Here is a 25,251-nt window from a genome sequence, read left to right as displayed (position 1 = left end):
CTGATAGCTGGAATGTCCGTCGTTGTCTGTCGACTCGGAGGTTCCATAACGTCCTCGGGAAAATGGGGTGTCGCCGCCATTCGGTGGCGCGGGCATTCTAGGCCGGTCATTGCCGATCCGCAATATCGGCACGAGCCGCGGAATTGTAACGCCTTACGGCGGACAATCGGGAAGGGGGCGTGTATCCTCTTCGCGTCCGATCGTGCTTTTGCTGCACTGCATATGCCTTGTCATCGGGAGAGTGCCAGGAATGGATTGGCTCCAAGTCGTTATATTGTCAGTGGTTCAGGGATTGACCGAGTTCCTGCCGATTTCGAGTTCCGCCCATCTGATTCTGGTGCCGGTGCTCACCGACTGGGACGACCAGGGGCTGACCTTCGACGTGGCGGTGCATCTGGGCAGCCTGCTGGCGGTGGTGCTCTATTTCCGTCACGACCTGCGCCGCATGGGCGCCAGCTGGGTCATGTCGCTGCGGCGTCGCAGCCTGCGCCAGGGCGTCGAAGATCCGGATGCCCGGCTGGCGTGGTGGGTGCTGCTGGCCACGATTCCGGTGTGCGTGGGCGGCTTCATTCTGCATGACGCCATCAGCGTCAGCATGCGCTCGCCGATCCTGATCGGCGTTACCCTGATCGGCTTCGGCCTGCTGCTGGGATATGCTGACTGGAACAAGCGAGCGGGGCGAAGTGAGTACCAGCTTACCTTGCGCGATGCGATGTTGATCGGTGCCGCTCAGGCGCTGGCGCTGATCCCCGGTACGTCGCGCTCCGGCATCACCATGACGGCGGCGCTGCTGCTGGGCATGAGCCGTGAGGGAGCGGCGCGCTTCTCGTTTTTGCTGTCGATCCCGGTCACAGCCCTGGCGTCGGGTCTGGAAATCCACGGAGCGCTGCAGGTGCCGCGCGAGATCGACTGGCAAGCGATGGCGGCAGGGGTGGTGCTGTCGGGGGTGAGCGCCTATATCTGCATTCACTACTTCATCGCCTTCATCAAGCGGATCGGAATGCAGCCTTTCGTTGTCTACCGCATCGTGCTTGGGTTATGGCTGCTGTGGATCTTCTGGTAGCCCGCCTACTCTATCGAGGAGTCCTGATATCATGACCTCTGTCCTGCGTCCCGTGGCAGCCTTTGCCTTGAGCCTGATGCTGCTTCTCAGTGGATGCTCCGAAAACGACCGTCCGCTGGATTCGCCGGTACGTCTCGAAGGCGCCATCTTCGGCTCCTTCTATCAGGTGACCATCGCCGACAGTCTGACCCAGGGGCAGGCGCGCGAACTGGAAGAGGGGCTGCTCGAAGTGCTCGAGCAGGTGGATGCGTCCATGTCGATCTATCGTGAAGACGCGGAGCTGATAGCCTTCAATCAGTCGCCGGTGGGGGAGTGGCAGCCGCTCTCCAACGAGCTGATCGAGGTGCTGGCAATCAGCCAGTCGGTGGCCGAGAGCAGCAACGGCGCCTTCGACGTGACCATCGGCGGGCTGGTCAACCTGTGGAGCTTCGGCTCCGAGGCCCGTCCGCGGGAAGTGCCGGATGACGAGACCCTGCAGGCCCGTCTTGCCGAGGTGGGGCCCGACAGTATCGAGGTCGACGAGAACGCCATGCAGGCGCGCCGGTTGCGCGACGTGTTCGTCGATCTCGGCGGTGTGGCCAAGGGGCACGGTACCGACCGGGTGGCCTCCTACCTGGATGGCGAAGGCATCGAACACTATCTGGTCAACCTGGGTGGCGATCTGGTGGCGCGCGGCTACCGTGATGCTGACGGCGAGCCATGGCGCATCGGCATCGAGGCACCGCTGGACGACCGTCAGGAAGCGACGCAGATCGTGCCGGTACAGAATATCTCGATTGCCACCTCCGGCGATTACCGCAACTATTTCGAAGAGGAGGGGCGGCGCTTCTCACACACCATCGATCCGCGAACCGGTCATCCCATCGAACATCGGGTGGCCTCGGTAACGGTGGCGCACCCCTCGAATGCCTGGGCCGACGCCTGGGCCACGGCGATGCTGGTGCTGGGTGAAGAGGAGAGTCTGGCCCTGGCCCGTGAGCAGGACCTCAAGGTGCTGCTGCTGGTACGTGAAGGCGAAGGCTGGCGGAGCGTGGCGAGCCCGGCCTTCGCGGAACGCTTCGGTGGGGAGCTGAGCGAAGAAATGGACCTCGAGGTGCGCTGAACCGCCGGCAAAGAGCGGTGTACGGTCCATGTTGAGCGATGGGTACCGCCTGGTCCCTGATGAACTGAAGCCAATCGAATGGACAAGGAGTCTTCGATGACCCTGGATGTGGTGATCCTTGCCGCCGGGCAGGGTACGCGGATGCGTTCGACCCTGCCCAAAGTGCTGCATCGCCTGGCCGGCAAGCCGATGGTGCGTCACGTACTCGATACCGCCCTCGAACTCGAGGCGGAACGCCTGCACGTCGTGGTCGGCCACGGTGCCGAGCGGGTGCGCGAGGCACTCGCTGAATACCCGGTACGCTTTGCCCTGCAGGCCGAACAGAAGGGCACCGGCCATGCCGTGGCTCAGGCGCTGGATGGCCTGGGTGACGGCAAGGTGCTGGTGCTGTACGGCGACGTGCCGCTTATCCGTCGCGAGACGCTGGCGGCACTGCTGGCCGAAGTGAGCGAGTCGTGCATGGCGCTGCTCACCGTGACCCTGGGCGACCCCACCGGCTACGGCCGTATTCTGCGCAACGCTGACGGCGAGGCGGTGGCCATCGTCGAGCAGAAGGATGCCAGCGAGCGTGAGCTGGCGATCCGCGAATGCAACACCGGCATCATGGCCATGACCGCGGCCCAACTGAAGCGCTGGCTGCCGCAGCTCTCCGCCGACAACGCCCAGGGCGAGTACTACCTCACCGACGTCATCGCCATGGCGGCCGCCGAGGGGGTGGCCATCGCCACGGCCCAGCCGGCCGATGCCATGGAGGTGGAAGGGGTCAACAATCGCCAGCAGATGGCACGCCTGGAGCGTTCCCACCAGATGCGGATTGCCGACGAGCTCATGGCCCAGGGCGTGGCGTTGATCGATCCGGCACGCCTCGACGTGCGCGGTCGTCTCAGCTGCGGTCATGACGTGGAGATCGACATCGGCTGCGTGTTCGAGGGCGATGTGGAGCTGGGCGAAGGGGTGCGCATCGGGCCCCACTGCGTGATTCGCGACAGCCATATCGGCGCCGAAACCGTCATCGAGCCACACAGCGTGATCGAAGGGACCGTGGCGGCCGGCCACAACCGCATCGGGCCCTTTGCCCGGCTGCGCCCGGGAACGCGCCTGGCGGTGGGTGCCAAGGTGGGCAATTTCGTCGAGACGAAAAATGCCGAAGTGGGCGAGGGCAGCAAGATCAATCATCTGAGCTATGTGGGCGATGCGCGACTGGGTCGCGGCGTCAACGTCGGCGCCGGTACCATCACCTGCAACTACGATGGTGCCAACAAGCACCATACCGACATCGGCGACGATGCCTTCATCGGCTCCAACACCGCCTTGGTGGCGCCGGTCAGCGTCGGGCGAGGTGCCACGGTGGGGGCCGGCTCGACCATCAGCAAGGACGTGCCCGACAACGCCCTGGCCGTTTCCCGTGGACGCCAGATCGGCAAGGCCGACTGGGCGCGACCGGCCAAGAAGACCCGAGACTGACAACAGCGCGAGGAATCGTCATGTGTGGAATCGTCGGTGCCGTTGCCGAGCGCAACGTGGAAGGCATCCTGCTCGAAGGCTTGAGGCGCCTGGAGTATCGCGGCTACGACTCGGCCGGTATGGCGGTGATCTCTCCCGATGGCGAGCTGCAGCGCCGTCGCGCGCTGGGCAAGGTCGCAGCCCTCGAAGCCATGCTCGATGAGGCAGCCCTGCCGGGGCGCTGCGGTATCGCCCACACCCGCTGGGCCACCCACGGCAAGCCCAGCGAGGAGAACGCCCATCCGCACCAGTCGGGAAGCCGGCTGGCGCTGGTGCACAACGGCATCATCGAGAACCACGAGCCGCTGCGCCGCGAGCTGAAGGCCGACGGCTATGTCTTCTCCTCGCAGACCGATACCGAAGTGGTGGCGCACCTGCTGGAGCGCGAGTACCGCCATGGCGGCGGCCTGCTGGCCGCCGTACAGCGAGTGCTCGCTCGCCTGGAAGGTGCCTATGCCCTGGCCGTAGTACATGCTGACGAGCCCGACGTCGTGGTGGGTGCGCGCAAGGGCAGTCCGCTGGTGGTGGGGGTGGGGATCGATGAAGCCTTCCTCGGCTCCGACCCGCTGGCATTGCTGCAGGTCACCGACCGTTTCATCTATCTGCAGGAGGGTGACGTGGTCCGGCTCTCCGACGGCGGCCGGATCGAGATCCACGATGCGCAGGGGCAAGCCGCGCAGCGTGAGACGCATACCTTCGAGCATGGCGACGGCGCCGCCAGCAAGGGCGAATACCGTCACTACATGTTGAAGGAGATCTTCGAGCAGCCGGCGGTGATCGCGGCTGCGCTGGAAGGGCGCCTGGGCGAGCGCGCGGTGCCGGTCGAGTGCTTCGGCCCCGATGCCGAAGCGCTGTTCGAGCGGGTCAAGCAGGTGCATATCGTCGCCTGCGGCACCAGCTATCATGCCGGTCTGGTGGCGCGCTACTGGCTGGAACGCTACGCCGGCATCCCCGTGCAGGTGGAAGTCGCCTCGGAGTACCGCTACCGCACGGTGGTGGTGCCGGACGACACCCTGTTCGTCACGCTGTCGCAGTCCGGCGAGACGGCCGACACCCTGGCGGCGCTGCGTTTCGCCCGCGAGCAGGGCTATCTCGGCAGCCTGGCCATCTGCAACGTGCCGGGGAGCTCCCTGGTACGGGAGTCCGACCTCACCCTGATGACCCAGGCCGGCCCTGAGATCGGCGTGGCCTCGACCAAGGCCTTCACCACCCAGCTCACCGCCCTGATGCTGCTGACTCTGGCTCTGGGGCGGGTCAAGGGGCTGGCGGCCGAGACCCAGGCCGAGCTGGTGGCCGGGCTGCGCTCGCTGCCGCAGCTGGTGGGCCAGGTGCTGAAACTGGATGATGCCATCGAGCGGCTGTCGACCGCCTTTGCCGAGAAGCATCACGCCCTCTTCCTTGGGCGCGGCGCGCACTTCCCTATCGCCCTGGAGGGCGCGCTCAAGCTCAAGGAGATCTCCTACATCCACGCCGAGGCCTATCCCGCCGGCGAGCTCAAGCACGGCCCGCTGGCGCTGGTGGACAGCGAGATGCCGGTCATTTCCGTCGCTCCCAATGACGAATTGCTCGACAAGCTCAAGTCCAACCTGCAGGAAGTACGCGCCCGTGGCGGCGAACTCTTCGTCTTCGCCGACGAGCAAGTCGGCATCGAGGAGGAAGATGGCGTCAGGGTGCTGCCGTTACCCCACGTGCACGACGCTCTGGCACCGATTCTCTATACCGTGCCGCTGCAGCTGTTGAGTTATCACGTGGCGGTACTCAAGGGAACCGACGTCGATCAGCCGCGTAATCTGGCCAAATCGGTAACGGTGGAGTGAACTCGGGATACTTCAGCTTACTTTTCACGTTTTCTGTCGTTAAACTTCGACTTGAACTAGGCAGTAACGAGCCACTCGTTGCTGCCTAATTTCAATTAAACGAAGAACGAGAAAAGGATATCGACGTGGGGAACGGACAGAAACGTCAGGGAAGTTTACTGAAGCGCTTACTGGTGATCAGCGCAGGGCTCGTGCTTGTGGTGGGTCTGGGAGCTCCCTATTGGTTGGGCCAGCAGGTGGAAAAGCATTACGCCGACTATCTGCAACAGTTGCAGCGCTTCGACTATATACAGGTCGAGAACCCGGTATATGAACGTGGCTGGTTCCAAGCCAGTGCCAGTTATGAACTCATCATCGAGCCCGAACTTGCTCAGGCGTACGAGCATCTCCTTGACGCAGAAATGGGACTGTCGTTCGAGGGAGAGCCGCTCAGGATAGCCGTCAACGACCGCATCACCCACGGTCCCTTCATGGGCGCTCTGGCCACCTTCGAGGGGCGAGCCGAGGCGTCGGGTTGGCTGTTCGAGCAAGCGCTCCAACTGGATGACGAGGATTTCACCCGCTATGCCGGCAGGGTCGGCTTCGACCAGATGGTGGAGGGCGAATGGGAACCCCTGACGGTAACGCTGGCCTCGGGTCCGCTACTCAATGATTTGGGTGTGGAGATGCGTTACGAGGGTGAGTACCTGGGCGGTGAGTTCCGCTACGACCCAAACTCAGGTGAGTATCGTAGTACGAATCGTCTGGGGCAGTCCCGGTTGGTGGAGCCCTCGGCCGTTCACACCTTCGAGGGCTCTACCACCGACCTGGTGATTTCTTTCCCCCAGGGAGTGCTGCGTGAAATCACGCTGCGATCGAACGATGCGCCCATGTTGACGGAGAGCCGCGATCTGCAAGAGGTGGGCAACTCCCGCATCGAAGGACAGAGCGTCGAGATCAAGTTCCTGTTCGATGAGCAGGGCCGCTTCGCAGACCTGGTAGCGCACTTCGAGATGCAGGGCTTCGAGTCCGAAGCGCCTGACCTCTATTTCACCATGGATGGTCTAGCAGCCGATTTCACGGCGACTCGCCAGGGCGATAGCAGCTGGTATGGCCAGCTGGGCCTCAGCCTCGACGGCTTGGCGGTGCGCGAGCAGTTCTCACCGGGCTTTACCGCGCAAAGCGCCACGGTTCGCCTGGGGCTGGAGCCGGAATCCGAGGAGCACTTCCAACTGGCGCAGCTATGGGCGGCCGAGGGGCTGCAGATTCAGGGCCTGGAAGAGCCGATCGCTTTCCATGTCGAATCCAGCTACGGGCAGCTGTCGCGTACTGAGTACGACACCCTGTGGAGCCTGATCTACGAAGCCATTGCCAGCTTCCAGTGGAACGACCCTGAGGCCCTGCTGCCCATTTTCGAGCGCATGGGTGAGGCCGGCGAGGCGCTGATGGCGGGCCGCTCCGTGCTCACCATCAAGCCGGCCACCTTCAGCATGGGCGATGCGGACATCGTGCTGGCGCTGGAAGCCGACCTGCTGCTTCAGGACATTGCCGGTCTCGACGAGAGCTTTCTGCTCGATGCGGAAAACCGCCTGGACCTGAGCGTGGAGGCTTCCGCCATGCTGCTGCACCGGGTGAGCCGTGAAGTCCTGCGTCAGCAGTACAATGGGATGCTTTCGGGCAATGAGCTCGATGCCATGGCCAAGGAGGTGGTGGCTGGAAGCGTGGAGCCGATGCTCGAGATGGGCGTCGTTCGCCGCGAGCAGGACGGTAGCTACACCTTGAAGGTGCAGCTACAGGACGGCCAGTTGCTGGTGAACGGCGAACCCGGCGAGTGGCTGCTGGAGCAGTTCTGAGCCGCTGCGAAGAAACGCTGAACTGGGCTGGGTGGCGCGCTCAGCGCTCCACCCAGCCGCGGCGGATCAACGGCGCGAACAGCATTCGATAGAGCCGCATGGCCACCCGGTGATAGATGGGCAGGATAAGCCAACTGCGGCTGACACCTACCAGCGTGGCCATGGCAGCCGCCAGCACCAGGGCGCCGAGCATGTCCTGGGGGAAATGCACGCCGAGGAAGACCCTCGCCCAGGCCACCGGAACGGCCAGCAGCAGCAGATAGCGACCGATCCTTCGGGTGCCGGCATGCAGCAGCAGGCTGAAGGCCATGGTCAGCATGATGGTGGCGTGATTGCTGGGAAACGCCGGGGTCGGGGCGTGTTCCAGGAAGGTCTGCCCGACTGGCATCATGAACGGGCGTGGCGTCGGCCACAGCCAGCCGATCATCCAGCTCGCCGCCAGGGCGAGCAGAGTGGCGATGAAGGCCTCCCACAGCGGGCGTTTCAGGCGCTCACTGCCGCGCAGCCAGCCAATTACCAGCAGAGCCGGTACCAGCCAGATCAAATAGACGGCGAAGACTTCCGCCATCAGCAGCAGCCGTGGGTCGCTGCCGGGCGCCGCGTTGAGCTGGGCGAACAGGGCAAGGTTGAGTGTGGTTTCCATGAGTTGGGTGCGCTGGGCGCTCTTCCTTGTTCATTTGGAGCAGGCCGCTCATGCTGCCATTCGTCAGGCGACGTTTCCGATTAATTTTGTTACAGGAGCATGACAAGGTTGTCCAGACTGTATCTGGGTTTGGCCATGTGGGCCAACTCCGACTGGTGTGGCTCCCTCTACCCGCCCTATGGCGGCCAGGAGGGTTGGCTGGCCGACTATGCGAGGGTGTTCAACTCGGTGGAGGGCAACACGACCTTCTACAGCGGGGCGCCCCGGGCCGAGACGGTGGCTGGCTGGTCGCGCCTGGCGCCTGCTGATTTCCGCTTCTGCTTCAAGCTGCCGGCGGCGCTGACCCATGAGCGTCGTCTCGAGGGTATCGAGGCGGATTTCGATGCCTTCGTCGAGGCTCTCTCCCCACTGCACGATCGCCTGGGCCCTCTGCTCGTCCAGTTGCCGCGGGACTTCGGCCCTGACCTGTTGCCCCGGCTCGCAGCGCTGCTGGAGCGCTGGCCTGCGGCGATTCCCTGCGCCGTGGAGGTCCGGCATCCTGAATTTTTCCACAAGGGGTCGGTCGAGATCGCTCTCAACCGCCTGTTGATAACTCATGGCGCCAACCGCGTCATGCTCGACGTGAGGCCACTGTTCTCGACCCCGGCGACGGGCTGCCCCGCGCTTGCACAAGCGCAGAGTGAAAAGCCACGCTGCCCATTACACGTGCTTTCCACGGGAAACGAGCCGCTTGTCCGCTTTATCGGACACCTCGATGAGGAGATCAACCTCAGCTACTTCCGGCCTTGGATCGGCCAGCTAAAGCTGTGGATAAAACAGGGGAAAACCCCTTTTCTCTTTGTGCATACCGCCAATAACCGACGGGCTCCCGAGCTTGCCCGACGACTCCATGGCGAGCTGATCGTCCAGCTCGACCAACCGCCGCTCAACGACTTTGCCGGCGAGCGCCAAACCACGCTGTTTTGAGTCCTCTGCTGCTGGCCTTCGAGCGTATGATCGGATAGATTTGCCACCATTCGGTGTAATTACCCATCGTTTTTCCGGGTTTTTGCGCTTGAAACAGATCAACAATCGGATACATAACAACAGGTGACTCATGTCTAAACTCGTCCACGCGCAGTGGTCATCGAAGATGACCTTCGTGCTGGCGGCCGCCGGGTCGGCCGTCGGGCTAGGCAACATCTGGCGCTTCTCCTACATGGTGGGAGACAACGGTGGCGCCGCCTTCGTACTCGTCTATCTGGCCTGTGTCGCCGTGGTGGGCCTCCCCGTGCTGGTGGCCGAGTGGCTGATTGGCCGGCGGGGTCAGAAGAACCCGATCAACGCCATGGCGGAGCTGGCCAGCAAGAACGCCCAGCCCAAGGCATGGGCACTGGTAGGTGCGAGCGGCGTGCTGGCGGCCTTTTTGATCCTCTCCTTCTATAGCGTGATCGGCGGCTGGTCGCTCTCCTATACCCTGGGTTCGGTCACCGGTACCTTTACCGGCCAGGATGCCGACGGCGTCGGCGCCACCTTCGAGGGGCTGCTGGGCAATCCCTTACTGCTGCTGCTGTGGCACACCGCCTTCATGGCGCTGGTGGTGTGGATCGTGGCCCGCGGTGTGACCAAGGGGCTTGAAGGTGCGGTACGCACCATGATGCCGGCGCTGGTGGTGCTGATGGTGGTGCTGGTCGGCTACGGCATGACCACCGGTCATTTCGGCGAGGCGCTGGCCTTCATGTTCCGCCCCGACTGGGGCGCGCTCTCCGGTGACGTGGTGCTGGCCGCCATGGGCCAGGCTTTCTTCACCCTGTCGCTGGGCATGGGCATCATGATGGCCTACGGCTCCTATCTGGGTGAGGACGTCAACCTGCTGGGCACCGCGCGCACGGTGATCATCCTGGATACCGGCATCGCCCTGCTGGCTGGCTTGGCAATCTTCCCCATCGTCTTTGCCAACGGTCTGAGTGCCGGGGAAGGCCCGGGGCTGATCTTCGTCACCCTGCCGCTGGCGTTCGGCAACATGACCGGCGGCATGCTGCTGGGGCTGATGTTCTTCCTGCTGCTGACCTTCGCCGCGCTGACCTCGGCCATCTCGCTGCTCGAGCCGGTGGTGGAGTTCGTCGAGGAGCGCACGCCGCTGACGCGGGTCATGGCCACCCTGGTGAGCGCCGTGGCGGTGTGGCTGCTGGGCATTGCCGCGCTGATGTCGTTCAACGTCTGGCCCGAGCCGGTGATGATGGGGCTCAACGTGTTCGATCTACTGGACACCTTCACCAGCAAGATCCTGCTGCCGCTGACGGGGCTGGGCGCAATCGTCTTCGTTGCCTGGTGTCTGGATCGCCGCAGCGTGGCCGCCGAGCTGAATCTGACCGGCGGCAGCGAGCAGGTGTGGCTGGTGGTGGCGCGCTACGTGGCGCCGCTGGGGGTGATCCTGGTGTTCGTCAACTCCCTGTTGGGATGACCCAGGGATTATTGGGTGACGAGCCTACCTGGCCCCGCATGCCGGGGCCGGATCTGCTGCTTGTCGCGGCCGCCTTTGGGCGGCCGCTTCAGTGTCTTTCTTCGTCGACCAGGTCGGCGATGTTCCGCTCCAGCTGCTTGAACTCCTGATGCAGCTCGATTCCGCGGCGGGCGCGCAGGTTTCGCTGGGCGGCGCTGCGGGAGCGCTTTTCATGCTCGGCGACGTTGATGCTCATGAAGATGTCGAGAAGTTCATTCTTGACGGAAGTGACTCGTTCGACCTTACTCATGTCGACCCTCCCTTCTTCTTCTGTGCCTTATCTTCGTCTGTACGGCAAGATCAAATCACAGCATCTTTACTATACCCTACTTGACAGAATCATGACGAAGTGGGCTATTCCACGCTGGCGAGTGAAACTCCCCCAAGCGAGTCGGGATCGTGCATACTGAGATTCTGCGTTCGTCAAACCAAGGAGTTCAGCGTGAGCCGCGCCCTGTTCGATGAAATGAGACGCCGCATGGAGCTCTTCCGCCGCTCCGAGCAGAAAGTGGCGCGCTTCGTGCTGCGTAATCCCGATGAAGTCATTCACATGCGCATCGTCGATCTGGCCACCGAGGCCAAGGTCAGCGAGCCGACCGTGGTGCGCTTCTGCCGGGCCTTGGGCTGCAACGGTTTTCAGGACTTCAAGCTCAAGCTGGCGCAGATGTTGGCTTCAGGCAGCCAGTTCGCCCAGTTCTCGATGAACGACGACGACTCCGTCGCCGAGTTCTCCCAGAGCATTTTCGACTCCACCGTGGGCACCCTGCTGTCGGTGCGCGACCGCCTCGACAACGAGGCACTGAGCCGGGCGATCCAGGCCCTGGCCATGGCCAACCGGGTCGAGTTCTACGGCTTCGGCGCCTCCGGTGCGGTGGCCTTCGACGCTCAGCACAAGTTCTTCCGTCTGCAGATCTCCACCGCGGCCTACGCCGACCCCCACATGCAGAACATGTCGGCGGTGACCCTCAAGGAGGGCGACGTGGTGGTGGCGATTTCCCAGACCGGCCGCACCCGTGCCCTGGTGGCCAGCGTGCGCCTGGCCCGCGAGGCCGGCGCCACGGTGATCGGCCTGTGCCCCAGCGGGTCGCCGCTCTCCGAGGAGGTGTCTCTGCCGCTCTACATCGACGTGCACGAGGATACCGAGATCTACACGCCGATGAGCTCACGTGTGGCCCACCTGGTGCTGATCGACGTGCTCGCCGTGGGGGTGGCCAAGACCCGCGGACCGAAGCTCGCCGAGCAGCTCAAGGCGGTCAAGAAGAGCCTGACGCCGTTGAGGTTTCCCGAACAGGAAGGCAAACCCTGAAGTGAGCGGCGCCGGGGGCAGGCCGAAGAGGAGGTTCTTCGCCAGGGATGGCGAAGATAGCGCCCAGGGATGGGTTCACAGCGCCTCCTCTCAGGCCTGCCGACGGAACAGCCGCGAACGATGACTTCCGACGTGTAACGCCGCTCGTGTCGAGGATTGGACGGGCGGATATGCTAAGCTGTCCGCTCATTTTTTCCAGCGGCAGATCCCTTCCATGGATGACGTCACGGCGATTCTCGATCAGTTGAACCCGGCCCAGCGCGAGGCGGTGAGCGCCCCCCAGGGCAACATGCTGGTGCTGGCCGGAGCCGGCTCCGGCAAGACCCGGGTGCTGGTGCATCGCATCGCCTGGCTGATGCAGGCCGAGGGGCTCTCGCCCTACGCCGTGCTCGCTGTGACCTTCACCAACAAAGCGGCCCGCGAGATGCGCACGCGTCTGGAGGCGCTGCTGGGGCTGTCGCTGCGCAACGTCTGGGTCGGCACCTTCCACTCCATCGCCCATCGCCTGCTGCGCACCCACTGGCAGGATGCGCGGCTGCCGCAGCATTTCCAGATCATCGACTCCGACGACCAGCTGCGCCTGATCAAGCGCCTGCTCAAGGATCACCAGATCGACGACGAGCGCTACCCGCCGCGCCAGGTGCAGTACTTCATCTCCGGCTGCAAGGAGGAGGGGCTGCGCCCGCATCAGGTCGACGTGCACGGCGACGCCTACATGGCCCAGATGGTCGAGCTCTACGAGCGTTACCAGCTCACCTGCGAGCGCGGCGGTCTGGTCGACTTCGGCGAGCTGCTGCTCAGGAGCCTCGAGCTGCTGCGCGATACCCCGGCGCTGCTGGCCCACTACCAGGAGCGCTTCGCCCATGTGCTGGTCGACGAGTTCCAGGACACCAACACCCTGCAGTATGCCTGGCTCAAGCTGCTCACCGGCATGAAGACGCCAATGACCGTGGTCGGCGACGACGACCAGTCGATCTACGGCTGGCGCGGGGCGCGGATCGAGAACATCCGTCGCTTCGAGCAGGAGTTCCCGGGCAACCATACCGTGCGCCTGGAGCAGAACTACCGTTCCACCAGCGCCATTCTCGATGCCGCCAATGCCCTGATCAGCCACAACGCCGAGCGCATGGGCAAGGAGCTGTGGACGGCCGGCGCCCGCGGCGAGCCGATCTCGGTATATGCCGGCTTCAACGACCTGGACGAGGCGCGCTTCATCGTCGACACCATCAAGGAGAAGGTCGACGAGGGCTACCGACGCCGCGACGTGGCCATCCTCTATCGCTCCAACGCTCAGTCGCGGGTGCTCGAGGAGACCTTGATCCGCCAGGGCATGCCCTATCGCATCTACGGCGGTCATCGCTTCTACGAGCGGCTGGAGATCAAGAACGCCCTGGCCTACCTGCGTCTGCTGCTCAACCGCGACGACGACGCTTCGCTGGAGCGCATCATCAACGTGCCGCCGCGGGGCATCGGCACGCGTACCGTGGAGCTACTGCGCGAGCGGGCGCGCGTGGCCGGGGTATCGCTGTGGCAGGCGCTGCACGACGGCCTGGCCGACGGTTCGCTGAAAGGGCGTGCCGGTGCGTTGCTGCAGCTCTTCGCCGATCTCATCGAAGGGCTCGACAACGACACCGCCGGCCTGAGGCTGCACGAGATCATCGATCATGTGAACGACCGCTCCGGGCTGGTCGAGCATCATCGCAACGAGAAGGGCGAGAAGGGGCAGGCCCGGGTCGAGAACCTGGAAGAGCTGATCAACGCCGCCCGCGCCTTCACCCAGGGCGAATCCTTCGACCCGCCCGAGGCCGGCGAGGGCGCCGTGGCTCTGGAGGCCTTCCTCGCCGAAGCGGCGCTCAACGCCGGCGAGCACGAGGCCGACGAGTTCGAGGACAGCGTGCAGCTGATGACCCTGCACTCGGCCAAAGGGCTGGAGTTCCCGGTAGTGTTCATCGCCGGGGTCGAGGAGGGGCTGTTCCCGCACAAGATGTCGCTGGAGGAGCCCGGCCGGCTCGAGGAGGAGCGCCGGCTGTGCTACGTCGGTCTGACCCGCGCCATGCGCAAGCTCTACCTCACGCATTCGGAGATTCGCCGCCTGCACGGCAAGGAGACCTTCCAGCGACCGTCGCGCTTCCTGCGTGAGATTCCCGCCGAGTATCTGGAGGAAGTGCGCCTGCGTGGGCAGATCTCGCGTCCGGTGACGGCCATGCGTCCGGCGGTGGGGCTGTCGCGTCAGACCTCGGTCGACGGCGGCGACGACCTGCCCAGCCTGAGCCTGGGTCAGCGCGTGCATCACCCCGTCTTCGGCGAGGGGGTGATTCTCAACGCCGAGGGCGAGGGCGCACGGGCCCGGGTGCAGGTCAGCTTCGAGGGCGAAGGCGACAAGTGGCTGGTGTTGGGGTTCGCCAAGCTAACTCCTCTATAGAGAGATCAGCGTATCCCTTGTACGTTGACGTCTACGTCAAAAGCCGCGCTTGCTGCCCAAATTGCCATTAAGCATACTCACTGACGGACACATCGCGCTTGATTAGACGCGACTCAGAATAACCACCCCGGAGTCATGCCCGCATGCAACGCCGTAAATTCCTCAAGACCGCCGGCCTCGGTGCTGCCGGCGTCGTCGCTGCCCCCTTCGTCTCCACCGCAAAAGCGCAGGAAACCATCACCTGGGACATGGTCACCTCCTGGCCGACCAACTTCCCGGCCCTGGGTACCGGTGCCAACGCATTCGCCCAGCGTATCGAACAGCTCTCCAACGGCCGTATGCGTGTGCGCGTGCACGGTGCCGGCGAGCTGGTGCCCGCCATGGAGGTGTTCGACGCCGTGGCCGCCGGTACCGCCGAGATGGGCCACTCCGCCGCCTACTACTGGCGCGGCAAGGTCGCCGCTTCGCAGTTCTTCACCGCCGTGCCCTTCGGCATGAACACCACCGAAATGAACGCCTGGCTCTACCACGGTGGCGGTCAGGAGCTGTGGGACGAGATCTACGCCAAGCACAACCTGAAGCCGTTCGCGGTGGGCAACACCGGTGCCCAGATGGCCGGCTGGTTCAAGCGCGAGATCAACTCGCTGGCCGACATGCAGGGCATCCGCCTGCGTCTGCCGGGCCTGGCCGGCGAGGCCATGAACGGCATCGGCGTGACCACCGTCAACATGCCGGGCGGTGAGATCTTCACCTCCATGCAGACCGGCGTGCTCGACGCCGCCGACTGGGTCGGTCCCTACAACGACATGGCTTTCGGCCTGCATCAGGTGGCAGATTACTACTACACCTCGCCGTGGAACGAGCCGACCGCCGTGCTCGAGGGCACCGTCAACCTGGACGCCTGGAACGCCCTGCCCGACGACCTCAAGGCCGTGGTGCGCGAAGCCGCCAAGGCTTCCAACCTGGATATGATCAGCGAGTTTGCCTATCGCAACGCTCAGGCGCTGGCCACTCTGGTGGAGGAGCATGGCGTGCAGCTGCGCACCTTCCCGCAGGACGTCATCGAGGCGCTCTACGAGTCGTCGCAGCGGGTCATCCAGCAGCAGGTGGAGAACGACCCCGACTCGGCCAAGGTCTACGAGTCCTACCGCGCGTTCCAGGCGCTGGTTCGCCCGTTCAGCGACGTGGGCGAGTTCGAGTATCTCAAGACCCGCGACACCGTCGTCACCTGATCGACGACGTCGAACGCAGCGAGGGCGCCTATTGGCGCCCTCGCTGCTTTCCGGGATCTCAGCCGTTCTGACGTACCGCGCGGATGCGCCCCTTGTCGTCCAGCGCCACCATCACGAAGCGGGCCTCGGTGACCTTGTGCAGTTCGCTGCTCTCGCGTTCGTGAGGCTGGCGGATCCACACTTCGACGTCGATCTTGATCGAGCTGTGGCCGATCTCGCGCACGGCAGTGAAGATGTTGACCATCGAGCCGACACGCACCGGACACAGGAAGTCCATGGTCTCGATGGCCACTGTTGCGGTGCGGCCACGCGCCTCGCGGCCCGCCGCCAGCTCGGCGGCCTGGTCCATGTGGCGCACCAACCAGCCACCGGGGATGTCGCCATAGAGGTTGGTATCCTGGCGATCGGCCAGCAGCTTGAGTGTCAATTGCCCCTGGGGCGCGGGAACGTCGTCGAGGTCGGTCATGGAATGTCGTATGCTCGGCTTGTTGTTGTGGGCGGCGATATTGCGTTGCAGCGCTTGCTGGTGGCCATCTTATACGCCAAGCCTTGGCCTCACCAGCGCTGCGACAAGCCGTCACTCGTGCGCGATCCTCCCAGTCTGCGGCAAGGAGCCTCTCATGATCCCTTTCGGCAAGGCGCGTGGTCGGCGCAGGCCATGGCACAGTTGTCTGGTGCTGCTGCTGGTCTGGGCCATGTCCACGGCCCACGGCGATGAGCCGGTGGGTACGCTCGGCGTGGTAGGCTCCGACACCATGGCCGGGCTGATGCTGCGCTGGGGCGAACAGCTCAGCGAGCGCCATCCGGGCATTCGCCTGCAGCTCCAGGCCAGCGGCTCGGCCAGTGCTCCCACGGCGCTGGCGGCCGGCACCACCCGGCTCGGGCCGATGTCACGGGCCATGAGCGACAGCGAGCGTGATGCCTTCCAGCAACGGCACGGTTACCCGGTGCTGGAAGTGGAGGTGGCACGAGACGCTCTGGCGGTGATCGTGCACCGTCACCATGCGCTGGAGTCGCTGCGACTTGACGAGATCGACGCCATTTTCTCGACCACGCGCCGCTGCGGTGGCGACGAGGCGATCCTGCGCTGGGAGCAGCTCGGCGTCGCGGGGCGAGGGGGAAGGATCGAGCTCAACGGGCGCAATCCCGCTTCCGGCAGCTTTGGCCTGTTCCGCCAGCAGGCGCTGTGTGGCGGCAGCTACAATCCACGGCTCAACGAGCACCCGGGCTCTGCCGCCGTGGTGGCGGCGGTCACCGAAAGCCTGGAGGCCATCGGCTATGTCGGCCTCAATCACCTGACTCCCGGGATCAAGGCCCTCGCCATAGAGGATGGCGAGGGGCGCCGGCATGTTCCCGCTGCCGAACCGGTGCGCCAGGGCGAGTATCCACTTGGCCGTGCGCTCTACCTCTACGTCAACCTTCCCCCCGGAGAGGCGCTCTCCGGGCCGGAGCGGGCGCTGCTGGATCTCATCCTGTCGCCTCAGGGGCAGCGCACGGTCTCCGAGATGGGCTTCGTGGCGCTGTCGGAGGAGCACCTGGCCGCCCAGCGTGAGCTGCTGGGCCTCGACGCTACGCTGCCCTGAGCGCGTGTCACGAAACTGTCATCAAGCCGCTATAGGCTGCCGATCATGATAGAGCCCCAAAATCTCGTTTCCGCCCCCCGCTCGCCCTGGCGCCGACGTTTCGATCGACTGGCCACGGGGCTCATCGCGGCGGGCGGTATCGGCGTGATCGTGGCGGTCATGGCGATCGGGGCTTTCCTCGTCGTCGAGGTGTTGCCTGCCCTGTTCGGTGGCCGGCTGGAGATGGAACGCGTGCGGCTCGCGCTGACGCCGATGGCCTGGGGGACGCTGAAGGCGGCCCTGTGGGCGATGATCTTTGCCGTGCCGCTGGCACTGGGGGCCGCCATTCACTCGGCGCTGTTCATGACCCAGCGCTTGCGCAGCCGCATGAAGCCGACCCTGGAAATGATGGAGGCCATGCCGGGTGTGGTGGTCGGCTTCGTGGCCGGGCTGGTCATGGCCCCCTGGATCGAGCGTCATCTGGCCGGTGTCCTGACGCTAATGCTGGTGTTGCCCCTGGGGGTGCTGCTGGCGGCGGGCCTCTGGCGCCGCTTGCCGTCGGGCTGGCGGCGCCGGCTGTCGCTGGCACGCGCCGGGCTGTGGCTCGTTCCCTGGCTGCTGCTGCTGGCGCTGGCGACCTTTGCGCTTGCACCCTGGCTCGAGGGGCTGCTGTTCGGCGGCGACCTGCGGGTGTGGCTGGATCGTGAACTGGGGCTCGACTACGCCACGCGCAATGCCATGATCGTGGGCGTGGCCATGGGGTTTGCCGTCATGCCCAGTATCTATGCCCTGGCCGAGGATGCGCTCTCCGGCGTACCGAGCCGACTCGGCGAGGGCGCCCACGCGCTGGGTGCCACGCGCTGGCAGACGCTGCGGCGGGTGGTGCTGCCGGCGGCGTCACCGGGTATCTTCGCCGCCGTGATGATCGGTACCGGGCGCGCCGTGGGCGAGACCATGATCGTGCTGATGGCCAGCGGCAATGCCTCCTTGATGAGTTTGAGCCCGTTCGAGGGCATGCGCAGCATGGCGGCCGGCATCGCCGTCGAACTGCCCGAGGCCGTGCCGGGCAGCGAGGCCTATGTGCTGCTGATGCTGGCGGCCCTGCTGCTGTTTCTGTTCACCTTCCTGGTCAACACCTTGGCCGAGATGGTGCGTAGCCGCCTGAGACGGCGATATCGCTGGCTGGGTGGTGCGGCATGAGTCGACGTCTGCCGCGTACCGAGGGCCCCTGGGCCTGGCTGGCCGCCGGCAGCGTGGCGCTGTCGCTGCTGATGCTGGGCGGTTTGCTGCTACTGCTGGCGGTGCGCGGCCTCGGGCACTTTTGGCCCGCCTCGGTGACACTCGTCGAGCTGGAGGATGGCCGTCTGCTGGCGGGGCAGGCAGTGCGCGAGCTGCCGCTGAAACATCGGGCCGGACGCGAGCGGCTCTACTTCACCGGCAACCGCGACCTGGACGGCCATGTCTGGCACTGGCTGCCGGTGGACACCATCGTGGCCAGCGAGCGGCCAGCCGAACTGGTGGTACTGGAGCGCAGGCGGCACGGCGCCTTCATCGGCCGTCTGCTGGCGGTGGGGGAGTCCGATGCGCTGCTGTCGGCGCAGTCCCGGGAAGCGGCCTGGACCGGGTTAGAGGCGCGTTTGGCGGAGCTCGAGGCGCTGCGTGACGAGCATGACCGGCTGCGCCGCGACGTGCTGCGACCGCTGATTCGACGTCTGGATGCCCGCCCGGACGACACGGCAGCCCGCCAGGCGCTGGCCGAGGCCAATGCGCGAGTGCGTGAGCTGCAGCAGGCCATGGGCGGGCAGGCGGCGCTGCTCGAAAGCGTCGATGGGCGTCGCCTTGTTCAGCCCCTCGATGAAGTGCTGCGCGCCTGGCAGCCCAACGCCATGTCGCTTGGCGAGAAAGGCGGGGCCTGGGCGCGGGGGGTATGGCGCTTTCTGTCCGAAGGACCGCGGGATGGCAACACCGCGGGAGGGGTATGGCCGGCGATCTTCGGCACCGTGCTGATGGTGCTGCTTATGTCGCTGCTGGTGACGCCCTTCGGCGTGCTGGCCGCGGTCTATCTCAACGAGGTGGCTCACCAGGGGCGGTTGACGAATCTGGTGCGCATTGCGGTGCGTAACCTGGCCGGGGTGCCTTCCATCGTCTACGGCGTATTCGGGCTGGGGGTCTTCGTCTACGGCATTGGCGGTACCCTGGACGACTGGTTCTTCAGCGATGCCCTGCCGTCACCCACCTTCGGTACCGGCGGGCTGCTGTGGGCCTCGCTGACGCTGGCGCTGTTGACCCTGCCGGTGGTGATCGTGGCCACCGAAGAGGGCCTGGCGCGGATTCCGGTGCAGCAGCGTGAAGGCGCCCTGGCGCTGGGGGCCACACGGCTGGAAACCCTGACCCGAGTGGTGCTGCCCATGGCGGTGCCGGCCATGCTCACCGGGGTGATTCTGGCCGTGGCCCGCGCCGCCGGCGAAGTAGCACCGCTGATGCTGGTTGGGGTGGCCAAGCTGGCGCCGCAGATCCCGGTGGACGGCGAGTTTCCTTTCCTCCATCTTGATCGAAAGTTCATGCATCTCGGCTATCACATCTTCGATACGGCCTTTCACGGCAACGACGTCCAGGCGGCGCTGCCGCTGGTCTACGCCACGGCGCTGCTGCTGGTCATGGTGATCCTGGTGCTTAACCTGACTGCCATATTTCTGCGGCATTATTTTCGTTCACGCCATGGCGTGCAGCCGCGCCCATGAGGAGAAAACGCCCACCGATGACACTATTGTCACGCTTCCAGCCGTCCGCCCCGGGCTCGATCATCGACTTCGATCCCACCGCCAGCTGCTTCGAGATCGAAGGGGTGAGTCTGGCTTACGGCGGCAAACCGGCCCTGCGCGACATCACCCTGCGCGTGCCGCGGCATCGGGTTACGGCGTTCATCGGGCCTTCCGGCTGTGGGAAATCGACGCTGCTGCGGCTGCTGAACCGGCTGCATGACCTCAACGAGGAGGTCGGTCACAGCGGCCGGATTCTGCTCGAAGGCGAAGACATCCACGCCCCCGAGGTGGCCGTGGATGAGCTGCGGCGGCGAGTCGGCATGGTGTTTCAGGTGCCTAACCCGTTCCCCATGTCGATCTACGAAAACGTGGCCTTCGGCCTGCGTCTGCAGGGCGGGCTGACGCGTCGGCGTATGGACGACCTCGTCGAATGGGCGCTGCAGTCGGCAGCGCTGTGGGATGAGGTGAAGGATCGGCTGCGAGCATCGGCCTGGTCGCTGTCCGGCGGCCAGCAGCAGAGGTTGGTGATCGCCCGCTCGCTGGCGGTACGCCCCGAGGTGCTGCTGCTCGACGAGCCGGCCTCGGCACTGGATCCGATCTCCACGCTGAAGATCGAGGAGCTGATCCGCAGTCTAAAGTCGCAGCTCACGCTGATCCTGGTCACCCACAACATGCAGCAGGCGGCGCGGGTCTCCGACTACACCGCCTTCCTGCAGGATGGCCAACTGGTGGAGTACGCCCCCACCGATACCCTGTTCACCAACCCCAGTCTGCGCAGTACAGAGAACTACATCACCGGCCGTATGGCCTGATCCAGGCCGCCCGAGGAGAAGCACCATGGACATCACCAGCGATACCCACAGTCAGCATATTTCCCGCCAGTTCAACCAGGAGCTGGAAGCCCTCAAGACCCAATTGATGACCATGGGCGGGCTGGTCGAGCAGCAGGTCCAGGAGGCGATCCAGGCACTGCTCGAGGGCGACAGTCGTCTGGCCGAGAAGGTGCGCGACCGCGACCGCGACGTCAACGCCATGCAGCTCAAGATCGACGACGAGTGCACGCGGGTGCTGGCACGGCGTCAGCCGGCCGCCTCCGATCTGCGGCTGGTGCTGGCGGTGATCCGCGCCACGGCGGATCTCGAGCGCATCGGCGACGAGGCGAGCAAGATCGCGCGCAACGCCCTGACCCTGATCGACAACGGCAACAACGTGCGCGGCCTGGTAGAGGTGCGCCACATCAGCGAGCACGTGCGCGGTATGCTGCGCGACGCGCTGACCGCCTTCGCCCGCTTCGATACCGAGCTGGCACTGCGTGTGGTGCATGAAGACGAGTCGGTGGACGACGAGTACGGCAGCGCCATGCGCTCGCTGATGACCTTCATGATGGAGGACAGCCGCGCCATCGGCCCGGTGCTCAACGTGATGTGGATCCTGCGTGCCTTGGAGCGGGTCGGCGACCATGCCGACAATCTGGCCGAGTACGTCATCTATCTGGTCAAGGGGCTCGACATCCGCCACATGGACCCGGACAAGATCGACGAGGATGCGCTCAAGCGCAAGGGCTGAGGTTCATGCTGGACGCCTTCACGGCACTCAATCGCGGGACGCGACTGGTCTACGGTCGCGGCCTGCGCCGCTACGTCTATGCGCCGATCGCCGTCAACCTGACGGTGTATGCAGCCATGCTCTACTTCGTGGTGACCCGCTTCGGCGGTTGGCTGGAGGCGTGGATGGCCATGGTGCCGGCCTGGCTCGGCTGGCTGGAGTGGTTGCTCTGGCCGCTGTTCGTGCTGAGCCTGGTGCTGATCGTGTTCTTCACCTTCACCCTGGTGACCCATCTGATCGCCGCCCCTTTCTACGGCTTTCTGGCGGCCAAGGTGGAGGTTCGGGCCACCGGTCGACCGCCGCTGGATGACCGTGGCCTGGCGCGCACCGCGGTGGACGCCCTGGGCCGCGAGCTGGTCAAGCTGGGCTACATCCTGCCGCGGGCGCTGGCGCTGTTCGTGATCAGCTGGATACCCGCGCTGAACGTGTTCGCCCCCCTGCTCTGGGCCCTGTTCTCGGCCTGGATGATGGCGATCACCTACCTCGACTACCCCATGGACAACAACAAGGTGACCTTCGCCGACATGCGCCGCCGCCTCAGCGCGCACTCCTGGCAGACCCTAACCTTCGGCGGCTGGGTGACGCTGATCACCTGGATTCCGCTGGCCAACCTCTTCCTGCTGCCCGGTGCCGTGGCCGGCGCCGTGCTGATGTGGGACCGCCACTATCGCGGCGAGGGGGATGTCGCCGCCACCTGAGACGCATCCTGGGGCGGTGCCGCGAGGATCAAGCACCTGTCATTCGATCAGCTGCTGCTTCGGCCGCCACCAGCCGCTCGGCGGGGAAGACGCAGCGGAACAGCGCGCCCTGGCCGGGGCGGGATTCGATCTCCAGGTAGGCGTCGTGGCGCAGCAGCACGTGCTTGACGATGGCCAGCCCCAGACCGGTGCCGCCGGTCTCGCTGCTGCGGCCCTTGTCGACCCGGTAGAAGCGTTCGGTCAGGCGCGGGATGTGCACGGAATCGATGCCTTCGCCGTTGTCTTGCACCTCGAGGCACGCGCCCTTGGGGTGTGCCTTCCAGCGCAGCACGACCTGACTGCCCTCCGGGGTATAGCGCACCGCGTTGAAGGCCAGGTTGGACAGGGCGCTGTGGATCTCGGTATCGCTGCCGACCAGGCGGCGAGCCTCCTCCAGCTCGACGCGCACCTGCTGGCGGCTCGCCGCCAGCGCCTGGGCGTCGCGGCGTACCTCCTCGAGCAGGGCGTCCATGGCCAGCGGCAGATGGTCCTCGCCGCCGCGGTCGATCTCCAGGCGTGACAGCAGCAACAGGTCGTTGACCAGATTCTGCATGCGGTTGGTCTGCTCCTGCATGCGGGTCAGCCCCTGTGCCAGCCGCGGCGGCAGCTGCTCGGCGTAGGTGGCATAGGTCTCGAGATAGCCTGCCAGCACCGTCAGCGGGGTTCTCAGCTCATGGGAGACGTTGGCGACGAAGTCGCGGCGCATCTCCTCCAGGCGATGCAGGCGGGTGATGTCTCGCGCCATCACCAGGCGCTCGTCGTCGCCGTAGAGAGTGATCTGGAACTGCAGCACCATGCGTTCGTTCACCGGCGAGCTCAGCGTCAGCGGCTCGCGGTAGTCGCGGGCATTGAAATAGGTGACGAAGCGCGGGTCGCGGATCAGGTTGGTGATGTGCTGGCCGCGGTCGTGGGCGGCCTCGAGCCCCAGCATGCGCTCGGCGGCGCTGTTCCACCATTCGAGGTCGCCGTGCTGGTCGAGCATTACCACGCTGTCGCGCATCGCCTCCGAAGATTCCTGGATACGCTTGAGGGTCGTCTGCAGGCGCTGCTGGGTCTGGCGCTGACCTTTCTGGTAGCGGTACAGGCGATCGAACAGTTCGCCCCACAGGCCGGTGGCTGCGGGCGGTTCGCTGTGCGGGTTGCGCGTGAGCCAGCGACGCAGGGCGTGCAGTTGTCGCAGGTGGTAGGCCAGACGCAGGGCGAGCCCGAGGGCCAGCCCGAGTCCTGGGGCGGAAAACAGCCAGCCGACGAGGGTGCCGGCGATAGCGAGCAGGCCTAGGCGCCAGAGTTCATGGCTCCAGAGGCGCACGTCAGCCCTTGCTGGAGAAGCGGTAGCCGGTACCGCGCACGGTCTGGACCAGATGCTGATGGGCATCGCCCAATGCCTTGCGCAGGCGGCGAATGTGCACGTCCACGGTGCGCTCCTCAACATAGACGTTGCCGCCCCATACCTGATCGAGCAGCTGGCTGCGGGTATAGGCGCGCTCCTGGTGGGTCATGAAGAACTGCAGCAGGCGGTACTCGGTCGGGCCCATCTCCAGTGGTTTGCCATCGGAGCTGACCCGGTGGCTGACGGGGTCGAGCACCAGGCCGTCCACTTCCACCGGCTCCTCGACGCCCTTGGGCGTGGTCCGGCGCAGTACCGCCTTGAGCCGAGCCACCAGCTCCCGCGGCGAGAAGGGCTTGGTGATGTAGTCGTCGGCACCGGCTTCGAGACCGAGGATCTTGTTGTCCTCTTCGCTCTTGGCGGTGAGCATGATGATGGGCAGCTCGCGGGTGGCTTCCTCGCGCTTGAGCCGGCGCGCCAGCTCGATGCCGCTGGTGCCGGGCATCATCCAGTCGAGCAGCAGCAGGTCGGGTTGGTTGTCGACGATCATGGTGTGGGCGCTCTGGGCATTGGCGGCTTCCAGCACGCGATAGTCGGCCATCTCCAGCGCCACCGCGATCATCTCGCGGATTGGCGCTTCGTCATCGACGATCAAAACGGTCTTGGCGGTCATCCCGAAGCCTCGCGGTCAGTGACGGGTCGGTGACGATCTCACCATGTGATCATGACATTTGCATGACACTGCCGCCAGTGGCTTTAGACGCCGGTGATGGGCCACAGGCTCAGTGCGATGCCGGCGAATACCAGCAGGCCTGACCAGTGGTTGTTGAGGAAGGCCTGAAAGCAGCGCTCACGCTCGCGGCCGCGAATCAGGAGTTGCTGGTGCAGGAAGGTGGCGGCCATGCCGGCCAGGCCCAGCCAGAAGAACACGCCGAGGCCCAGACGTAGCCCGGCCCAACCCAGCAGGCCCAGGGTGATCAGCTGCAGCAGGCCGATCATGACGCGGTCGGCGCGGCCGAACAGCACCGCGGTGGACTTGATGCCGATCCTCAGATCGTCGTCGCGGTCGACCATGGCGTATTCGGTGTCGTAGGCCACCGTCCAGGCCAGGTTGGCGGCGAACAGCAGCCAGGCTTCCAGGGGTACGTGGCCCAGCACCGCGCCGAAGGCCATGGGAATGGCCCAGGAGAACGCCGCACCGAGGAACAGCTGGGGCAGGTGGGTATAGCGCTTCATGAATGGATATATGAAGGCCAGCGCCACGCCCACCAGCGACAGCATCACGGTGAACAGGTTGGTGAAGAGCACCAGCACGAAGGCCGAGGCGACCAGGCCGGCGAACAGGCCCTTGGCCTCGCGCTCGCTGATGCGTCCGGTGGCCAGGGGGCGGTCCTTGGTGCGCTTGACGTGACCGTCGAAGTGGCGGTCGGCGTAGTCGTTGATCACGCAGCCTGCGGCGCGCATCAGGTAGACCCCGGCAACGAAGATCAGGAGTAGATGCCGCTCGGGCAGCCCTTGGGCGGCCACCCACAGCGCCCACAGCGTGGGCCACATCAGCAGCCAGGTGCCGATGGGGCGGTCCAGCCGCATCAGGTGCAGGAAATCGGGCAGGCGGGCCAGCCCCTTGGGGCGCATCAGGGAGCGATCCATCGGTATCTCCTCATTCGATGCCGATCATCCTAGCGTGTCGGCAGTTGCAGTTCATCCGCCATGGCGTCGAGAAAGAACTCCTGCACCAACACCGCGAAGCGGCGGTGACGAAACACCGAGCGACGCCCCCAGGGGCCGGGCAGCGGGTGAAAGGGGGCCGGCGCGGCAGTGACCTCGATGGGGCCGCGCTCGAGGTCTCGCGATAT

General features: G+C 65.3%; 22 protein-coding genes. 16 read left to right on the top strand and 6 right to left on the bottom strand.

The window, feature by feature from the left end:
* Positions 1–250: 250 nt before the first annotated feature.
* The 5 genes from B8115_RS01395 (at position 251) to B8115_RS01375 (ending at position 7,317) form a co-directional block, all read left to right on the top strand.
* Positions 251–1,063 carry an undecaprenyl-diphosphate phosphatase gene (locus tag B8115_RS01395; protein ID WP_026037803.1) on the top strand — a complete coding sequence of 271 codons (813 nt, stop codon included), beginning with the start codon at positions 251–253 and terminating at the stop codon, positions 1,061–1,063.
* 31 nt (positions 1,064–1,094) lie between these two features.
* Positions 1,095–2,165, top strand: coding sequence for an FAD:protein FMN transferase (locus B8115_RS01390; RefSeq protein WP_010625943.1), 1,071 nt, complete (start codon positions 1,095–1,097; stop codon positions 2,163–2,165).
* Between the two features lie 96 nt (positions 2,166–2,261).
* Positions 2,262–3,629, top strand: a complete 1,368-nt coding sequence (gene glmU / locus B8115_RS01385; RefSeq protein WP_010625942.1) for a bifunctional UDP-N-acetylglucosamine diphosphorylase/glucosamine-1-phosphate N-acetyltransferase GlmU — start codon at positions 2,262–2,264, stop codon at positions 3,627–3,629.
* Positions 3,630–3,649: 20 nt separating this feature from the next.
* Entirely contained in the window at positions 3,650–5,485 is a 1,836-nt protein-coding gene (gene glmS, locus B8115_RS01380) for a glutamine--fructose-6-phosphate transaminase (isomerizing) (protein WP_010625941.1), read from the top strand.
* A gap of 125 nt (positions 5,486–5,610) precedes the next feature.
* Complete coding sequence (locus B8115_RS01375; protein ID WP_083861748.1) at positions 5,611–7,317, top strand: DUF945 family protein; 1,707 nt, start codon at positions 5,611–5,613, stop codon at positions 7,315–7,317.
* A 40-nt stretch (positions 7,318–7,357) separates the two neighbouring features.
* On the opposite strand, the gene B8115_RS01370 is transcribed toward B8115_RS01375, so the two are convergent.
* Positions 7,358–7,960: a phosphatase PAP2 family protein gene (locus tag B8115_RS01370; protein WP_010625939.1), complete on the bottom strand. Its 603-nt coding sequence runs from the start codon at positions 7,958–7,960 to the stop codon at positions 7,358–7,360.
* Between the two features lie 99 nt (positions 7,961–8,059).
* Between B8115_RS01370 and B8115_RS01365 the strand changes: the two genes are divergently transcribed.
* Together B8115_RS01365 and B8115_RS01360 are read left to right on the top strand one after the other, a co-directional pair.
* Positions 8,060–8,926 (top strand): DUF72 domain-containing protein, encoded by an 867-nt coding sequence (locus tag B8115_RS01365; RefSeq protein WP_010625938.1) that lies wholly within the window; start codon positions 8,060–8,062, stop codon positions 8,924–8,926.
* 130 nt (positions 8,927–9,056) lie between these two features.
* Positions 9,057–10,403, top strand: coding sequence for a sodium-dependent transporter (locus B8115_RS01360; protein WP_026037801.1), 1,347 nt, complete (start codon positions 9,057–9,059; stop codon positions 10,401–10,403).
* 88 nt (positions 10,404–10,491) lie between these two features.
* Here the strand turns inward: B8115_RS01360 and B8115_RS01355 are convergent, their stop codons facing one another.
* The gene (locus B8115_RS01355) at positions 10,492–10,692 is read right to left on the bottom strand and encodes a PA3496 family putative envelope integrity protein (RefSeq protein WP_010625936.1); all 201 of its coding nucleotides are present in this window, start codon (positions 10,690–10,692) and stop codon (positions 10,492–10,494) included.
* A 192-nt stretch (positions 10,693–10,884) separates the two neighbouring features.
* On the opposite strand from B8115_RS01355, the gene hexR reads away from it, so the two are divergent.
* The 3 genes from hexR (at position 10,885) to B8115_RS01340 (ending at position 15,402) form a co-directional block, all read left to right on the top strand.
* The gene (hexR, locus tag B8115_RS01350) at positions 10,885–11,748 is read left to right on the top strand and encodes a transcriptional regulator HexR (protein WP_010625935.1); all 864 of its coding nucleotides are present in this window, start codon (positions 10,885–10,887) and stop codon (positions 11,746–11,748) included.
* A gap of 214 nt (positions 11,749–11,962) precedes the next feature.
* Positions 11,963–14,170: a DNA helicase II gene (gene uvrD, locus B8115_RS01345; RefSeq protein WP_010625934.1), complete on the top strand. Its 2,208-nt coding sequence runs from the start codon at positions 11,963–11,965 to the stop codon at positions 14,168–14,170.
* Between the two features lie 143 nt (positions 14,171–14,313).
* Entirely contained in the window at positions 14,314–15,402 is a 1,089-nt protein-coding gene (locus B8115_RS01340; RefSeq protein ID WP_010625933.1) for a TRAP transporter substrate-binding protein, read from the top strand.
* A gap of 58 nt (positions 15,403–15,460) precedes the next feature.
* On the opposite strand, the gene B8115_RS01335 is transcribed toward B8115_RS01340, so the two are convergent.
* Positions 15,461–15,868, bottom strand: coding sequence for an acyl-CoA thioesterase (locus B8115_RS01335; RefSeq protein WP_010625932.1), 408 nt, complete (start codon positions 15,866–15,868; stop codon positions 15,461–15,463).
* A gap of 154 nt (positions 15,869–16,022) precedes the next feature.
* Here B8115_RS01335 and B8115_RS01330 point away from each other — a divergent pair, with 154 nt between their 5' ends.
* The 6 genes from B8115_RS01330 to cysZ are packed head-to-tail and all read left to right on the top strand — an operon-like array spanning position 16,023 to position 22,029.
* Positions 16,023–16,985 (top strand): PstS family phosphate ABC transporter substrate-binding protein, encoded by a 963-nt coding sequence (locus B8115_RS01330; protein WP_010625931.1) that lies wholly within the window; start codon positions 16,023–16,025, stop codon positions 16,983–16,985.
* Between the two features lie 45 nt (positions 16,986–17,030).
* Positions 17,031–18,164, top strand: a complete 1,134-nt coding sequence (locus B8115_RS01325; RefSeq protein ID WP_010625930.1) for an ABC transporter permease subunit — start codon at positions 17,031–17,033, stop codon at positions 18,162–18,164.
* On the top strand, positions 18,161–19,705 hold the full coding sequence (pstA, locus tag B8115_RS01320; RefSeq protein WP_010625929.1) for a phosphate ABC transporter permease PstA: 1,545 nt from the start codon (positions 18,161–18,163) through the stop codon (positions 19,703–19,705). Before B8115_RS01325 ends, pstA begins: the two co-directional genes overlap by 4 nt.
* A gap of 17 nt (positions 19,706–19,722) precedes the next feature.
* Entirely contained in the window at positions 19,723–20,538 is an 816-nt protein-coding gene (gene pstB / locus B8115_RS01315; RefSeq protein ID WP_010625928.1) for a phosphate ABC transporter ATP-binding protein PstB, read from the top strand.
* 25 nt (positions 20,539–20,563) lie between these two features.
* Positions 20,564–21,292, top strand: coding sequence for a phosphate signaling complex protein PhoU (gene phoU, locus B8115_RS01310; RefSeq protein ID WP_010625927.1), 729 nt, complete (start codon positions 20,564–20,566; stop codon positions 21,290–21,292).
* Positions 21,293–21,297: 5 nt separating this feature from the next.
* A complete protein-coding gene (gene cysZ, locus B8115_RS01305; RefSeq protein ID WP_010625926.1) occupies positions 21,298–22,029 on the top strand; it encodes a sulfate transporter CysZ in 732 nt (243 codons plus the stop codon).
* Positions 22,030–22,057: 28 nt separating this feature from the next.
* On the opposite strand, the gene phoR is transcribed toward cysZ, so the two are convergent.
* The 3 genes from phoR to ubiA all read right to left on the bottom strand — a co-directional run bounded on the left by phoR (position 22,058) and on the right by ubiA (position 25,045).
* A complete protein-coding gene (phoR, locus tag B8115_RS01300; RefSeq protein ID WP_010625925.1) occupies positions 22,058–23,377 on the bottom strand; it encodes a phosphate regulon sensor histidine kinase PhoR in 1,320 nt (439 codons plus the stop codon).
* Position 23,378: 1 nt separating this feature from the next.
* Positions 23,379–24,068: a phosphate regulon transcriptional regulator PhoB gene (phoB, locus tag B8115_RS01295; RefSeq protein WP_010625924.1), complete on the bottom strand. Its 690-nt coding sequence runs from the start codon at positions 24,066–24,068 to the stop codon at positions 23,379–23,381.
* Between the two features lie 83 nt (positions 24,069–24,151).
* Positions 24,152–25,045, bottom strand: a complete 894-nt coding sequence (gene ubiA / locus B8115_RS01290; RefSeq protein WP_010625923.1) for a 4-hydroxybenzoate octaprenyltransferase — start codon at positions 25,043–25,045, stop codon at positions 24,152–24,154.
* Positions 25,046–25,251 lie beyond the last annotated feature (206 nt).

Source organism: Halomonas sp. KM-1, from assembly GCF_000246875.1.
GTDB lineage: Bacteria > Pseudomonadota > Gammaproteobacteria > Pseudomonadales > Halomonadaceae > Halomonas > Halomonas aerodenitrificans.
This window is presented reverse-complemented; position numbering and strand designations above follow the sequence as displayed.

Bases quoted from the DNA above. Each gene is read 5' to 3' on its own strand.
- phoB (WP_010625924.1), bottom strand. From the start codon at position 24,068: ATGACCGCCAAGACCGTTTTGATCGTCGATGACGAAGCGCCAATCCGC.
- B8115_RS01325 (WP_010625930.1), top strand. From the start codon at position 17,031: ATGATAGAGCCCCAAAATCTCGTTTCCGCCCCCCGCTCGCCCTGGCGC.
- B8115_RS01390 (WP_010625943.1), top strand. From the start codon at position 1,095: ATGACCTCTGTCCTGCGTCCCGTGGCAGCCTTTGCCTTGAGCCTGATG.
- B8115_RS01365 (WP_010625938.1), top strand. From the start codon at position 8,060: ATGACAAGGTTGTCCAGACTGTATCTGGGTTTGGCCATGTGGGCCAAC.
- B8115_RS01335 (WP_010625932.1), bottom strand. From the start codon at position 15,868: ATGACCGACCTCGACGACGTTCCCGCGCCCCAGGGGCAATTGACACTC.
- B8115_RS01370 (WP_010625939.1), bottom strand. From the start codon at position 7,960: ATGGAAACCACACTCAACCTTGCCCTGTTCGCCCAGCTCAACGCGGCG.
- B8115_RS01340 (WP_010625933.1), top strand. From the start codon at position 14,314: ATGCAACGCCGTAAATTCCTCAAGACCGCCGGCCTCGGTGCTGCCGGC.
- cysZ (WP_010625926.1), top strand. From the start codon at position 21,298: ATGCTGGACGCCTTCACGGCACTCAATCGCGGGACGCGACTGGTCTAC.
- B8115_RS01355 (WP_010625936.1), bottom strand. From the start codon at position 10,692: ATGAGTAAGGTCGAACGAGTCACTTCCGTCAAGAATGAACTTCTCGAC.
- phoU (WP_010625927.1), top strand. From the start codon at position 20,564: ATGGACATCACCAGCGATACCCACAGTCAGCATATTTCCCGCCAGTTC.
- glmS (WP_010625941.1), top strand. From the start codon at position 3,650: ATGTGTGGAATCGTCGGTGCCGTTGCCGAGCGCAACGTGGAAGGCATC.
- B8115_RS01395 (WP_026037803.1), top strand. From the start codon at position 251: ATGGATTGGCTCCAAGTCGTTATATTGTCAGTGGTTCAGGGATTGACC.
- uvrD (WP_010625934.1), top strand. From the start codon at position 11,963: ATGGATGACGTCACGGCGATTCTCGATCAGTTGAACCCGGCCCAGCGC.
- B8115_RS01330 (WP_010625931.1), top strand. From the start codon at position 16,023: ATGATCCCTTTCGGCAAGGCGCGTGGTCGGCGCAGGCCATGGCACAGT.
- ubiA (WP_010625923.1), bottom strand. From the start codon at position 25,045: ATGGATCGCTCCCTGATGCGCCCCAAGGGGCTGGCCCGCCTGCCCGAT.
- pstB (WP_010625928.1), top strand. From the start codon at position 19,723: ATGACACTATTGTCACGCTTCCAGCCGTCCGCCCCGGGCTCGATCATC.
- B8115_RS01360 (WP_026037801.1), top strand. From the start codon at position 9,057: ATGTCTAAACTCGTCCACGCGCAGTGGTCATCGAAGATGACCTTCGTG.
- glmU (WP_010625942.1), top strand. From the start codon at position 2,262: ATGACCCTGGATGTGGTGATCCTTGCCGCCGGGCAGGGTACGCGGATG.
- pstA (WP_010625929.1), top strand. From the start codon at position 18,161: ATGAGTCGACGTCTGCCGCGTACCGAGGGCCCCTGGGCCTGGCTGGCC.